A 3,749-nucleotide genomic window follows, 5' to 3' on the forward strand; every position below is an offset into this window, starting at 1 on the left:
CGCGGCGCTGGTGACCTTTGTCGTGTGGGCCTGGCTGGGGCCGCCGCCGGCGCTCGCCTATGCACTCATCAACGCCGTGGCGGTGCTGATCATCGCCTGCCCCTGTGCGCTGGGGCTGGCGACCCCGATGTCGATCATGGTGGCCAGCGGCAAGGGGGCGTCGCTGGGCGTGCTGTTCAAGAATGCCGAGGCCATCCAGACCCTGCGTGAGGTCGACACCCTGGTGGTCGACAAGACCGGCACCCTCACCGAGGGCCGGCCCAAATTGCAGGACGTGGTGGCCGCCGACGGGATGGATGAAGACGAGGTGCTGCGCCTGGCGGCGAGCCTGGAACGCGGCAGCGAGCACCCGCTGGCGGCCGCCATCGTGGCCGGTGCCGAGGCGCGCGGCGTGACGCCGGGTGCGTACGAGGACTTTGAATCCGTCACCGGACAGGGCGTGCGCGGGCGCATCGAGGGCCAGGACGTGGCGCTCGGCAACCGCGCCCTGATGGAGGGGTTGAAAGTCGATCTCGGCACCTTGGTCGAACGCGCCGAGGCCCTGCGCGGCGAGGGCAAGACCGCCATGTTCCTGGCCGTAGACGGGCGCGCCGCCGGGCTGGTGGCGGTGGCCGACCCGGTCAAGGAAACCACGCCCGACGCCATCCGCGCGCTGCACGAGGCGGGGCTGCGCATCGTCATGCTCACCGGTGACAGCGCCACCACCGCCCGCGCCGTGGCGGACAGGCTCGGCATCGACGAGGTGATCGCCGAGGTGCAGCCGGACCAGAAGGCGCAGAAGATCCAGGACCTGCAGGCCGAGGGCCGGTTCGTCGCCATGGCCGGCGACGGCATCAACGACGCCCCGGCGCTGGCCCGCGCCCAGGTCGGCATCGCCATGGGCACCGGAACCGATGTGGCCATGGAAAGCGCCGGCGTGACCCTGGTGAAGGGTGACCTCACCGGCATCGTGCGCGCCATTCGCCTGTCGCGCGCCACGCTGCGCAACATCCGCCAGAACCTGTGGTTCGCCTTCGGCTACAACAGCCTGGGTGTGCCCATCGCCGCCGGCGTGCTGTACCCGCTGTTCGGCATTTTGCTGTCACCCATGATCGCGGCGGCGGCCATGTCGTTCAGCTCGGTGTCGGTGAGCGGCAATGCCCTGCGGCTGCGGCGCGTGACGGTGTAGAGGCGGGCGTTCGGCGCACTCAGCGCAGCAGCAGGGTCGGGATGCGGGACGAGCGCAGCAGGTCGGCGGTCTTGCTGCCGAACAGCAGGCTGCGCAGCGGCGAATGGCTGAAGGCGCCCATGATGAGCAGGTCGATGGACTGCGCCTTGACCGTGTTGGCAATGACGGTCTCGGCGTCGCCCGGGGTCAGGGCCGAGGTGACCGCGAAGCCGGCGGCCTCCAGGGTGGTGCCGGCCCAGTCGAGCTGCCGCCGGGCGTCCTTTTTCGCCTTGCCCGACATCAGCAGGTAGATCGGCAGCCCACGGAACAGCGGGCTTTGCGCCACCATGGTCACGCCCCGCTGGGTGACGGTGCCGCCGTCGAAGGCGATCATCACGCGCTGCGGCGGCGTGAAGCCCTCGGTCACCGTGAGGATGGGCTTGTGCAGGGCGCGCACCACGCGCTCGACGTTGCGGCCGAGGTCGCGCTGGGTACGCTCGGCGGCCTCTCCGCGGCGGCCGAGTATCAGCAGGCGCACGCCGTTTTCCTGCTCGGTCAGGGTCTGTTCCAGCTCGCCGTGGCGTTGCCGCACGTCGACCCGCGCGGCGCCGGCCGCCAGGGCGCGTTCGCGCAGCCGGTTCAGGAAGAGGCGGCCCTGCTCGCGGGCATTCCGGGCGCGGGCCTCGTCTTCGGCACTCAGTCTGGACAGCAGGTGCTCCTGGGCGTCGATGCCGATGGCGCCGCTGTGGTCATCGCCCGACCCCTTCTCGGGGTGGCGGTCGATGACGTGCAGGAATTCCAGCGGTGCGTCCATGCGCCGGGCGGCCCAGGCCGCGTAGTCGGCCACGCAGTCCGCGAAACGGGATTGGTCCACACAGGCCAGAACCTTGTTGTCGTTCATGTCCGGGTTTCCTGTCAGTGGCCCAGCAGCAGGTCGTCGGCACCGTCTTTGTCGTGCACGGCGAAGCGGTCGACCATCGTGGCGCTGGCCTCGTTCAGGCCGATGACCTCCACCTCGGTGGCCTCGCGCCGGAACTTGAGGACCACCCTGTCTAGGGCGCTGACGGCGGTGATGTCCCAGAAATGGGCCCGGCTCACGTCGATGCGCACCTTTTCGATGACTTCGCGGTAGTCGAAAGCGTCGACGAAGCGATCGGCCGAGGCAAAGAACACCTGGCCGGTGATGGTGTAGTCGCGGACGCGGCCTTCGTCGTGCGTGCGCGAGGTGACGCGCAGGATCTGGCCCACCTTGTGGGCGAAGAAAAAGCCCGACAGCAGCACGCCGACCAGCACGCCCTTGGCCAGGTCGTGCGTGCCGACCGTGACCGCGACGGTGGCCAGCATCACCACACTGGAGCTTCTGGGGTGTTCCCGCAGGCCGCGGATCGAGGCCCAGTTGAAGGTGCCGATGGACACCATGATCATCACCGCCACCAGCGCGGCCATGGGGATGCGGGCCACCCAGTCGCCGATGAACACGATCATCAGCAGCAGGAACACGCCGGCGGCCAGCGTGGACAGCCGGCCGCGGCCGCCGGACTTCACGTTGATGACCGACTGGCCGATCATGGCGCAGCCCGCCATGCCGCCGAGGAAACCGGTGGCGATGTTGGCCACGCCCTGGCCGACGCACTCGCGGTTCTTGTCGCTGCCGGAGTCGGTCAGGTCATCGACGATGGAGGCCGTCATCATCGATTCCAGCAGGCCGACCACGGCCAGGGTGGCCGACACCGGGAAGATGATCGCCAGGGTTTCCAGGTTCAGCGGCACCTGCGGCAGCAGGAACACCGGCAGGCTGTCGGGCAACTGGCCCATGTCGCCGACGGTGCGGATGTCGAGGCCGAGGACCATGGCGACGGCGGTCAGCAGAATGATGGCGACCAGCGGCGACGGCACGGCCTTGGTGAGGTAGGGGAAGCCGTAGATGATGCCCAGGCCGGCCGCCGTCATGGCGTAGACGTGCCAGGTCACGTTGACGAGTTCCGGCAGCTGGGCCAGGAAGATCAGGATGGCCAGCGCGTTGACGAAGCCGGTGATGACCGAACGCGACACAAAGCGCATCAGCGCACCGAGCCGGAGCTTGCCGGCGATGATCTGCAGGACGCCCGTCAGCACGGTGGCGGCCAGCAGGTACTGCAGGCCGTGTTCCTTGACCAGCGTGACCATGACCAGGGCCATGGCCCCGGTGGCCGCCGAGATCATGCCCGGGCGACCGCCGGCAAAGGCGATGACGGTGGCGATACAGAACGAGGCGTACAGCCCGACCTTGGGGTCGACGCCGGCAATGATCGAAAAGGCGATGGCCTCGGGGATGAGGGCCAGGGCGACGACGAGGCCCGCCAGCAGGTCGTTGCGGACGTTGGAAAGCCAGTCCTGACGCAGGGATTTCATCATTCTTCCATTCCGTATCGGGTTGCCAGCCGGCGGCGGCAGTCGGGGCGGACGCAAGCGCGTCTTCCCGGTCAACGGAACAGCGAATGAATCCCGAGTGATCCGGGGCCAGCAAGACGCCGTGAATCGGACGTGCAGCCTCGTGCGAGTGTGGTGTGCGGTCGAAGCCGGCTCGCAGCGAGAAAGAGGCCTACACGGTGTGGAACTCCGA

At 68.7% G+C, this 3,749-nt stretch carries 3 protein-coding genes; 1 reads left to right on the top strand and 2 read right to left on the bottom strand.

Annotated elements, in window-relative coordinates; genetic code table 11:
• Nucleotides 1–1,168: heavy metal translocating P-type ATPase (locus ABYX71_RS10950; RefSeq protein WP_372696532.1), on the top strand; the 1,168-nt coding region annotated here is incomplete at its 5' end.
• Nucleotides 1,169–1,187: 19 nt separating this feature from the next.
• On the opposite strand, the gene ABYX71_RS10955 is transcribed toward ABYX71_RS10950, so the two are convergent.
• Together ABYX71_RS10955 and ABYX71_RS10960 are read right to left on the bottom strand one after the other, a co-directional pair.
• A complete protein-coding gene (locus tag ABYX71_RS10955) occupies nucleotides 1,188–2,048 on the bottom strand; it encodes a universal stress protein (protein WP_372696533.1) in 861 nt (286 codons plus the stop codon).
• A 14-nt stretch (nucleotides 2,049–2,062) separates the two neighbouring features.
• Nucleotides 2,063–3,538, bottom strand: coding sequence for a SulP family inorganic anion transporter (locus ABYX71_RS10960; RefSeq protein ID WP_372696534.1), 1,476 nt, complete (start codon nucleotides 3,536–3,538; stop codon nucleotides 2,063–2,065).
• Nucleotides 3,539–3,749: the final 211 nt, after the last annotated feature.

Source organism: Immundisolibacter sp., assembly GCF_041625615.1.
Taxonomy (GTDB): domain Bacteria; phylum Pseudomonadota; class Gammaproteobacteria; order Immundisolibacterales; family Immundisolibacteraceae; genus Immundisolibacter.

What these genes read in the sequence shown, in the direction of transcription:
- ABYX71_RS10960 (WP_372696534.1), bottom strand. Translation starts at nt 3,538, where the DNA reads ATGAAATCCCTGCGTCAGGACTGGCTTTCCAACGTCCGCAACGACCTG.
- ABYX71_RS10955 (WP_372696533.1), bottom strand. Translation starts at nt 2,048, where the DNA reads ATGAACGACAACAAGGTTCTGGCCTGTGTGGACCAATCCCGTTTCGCG.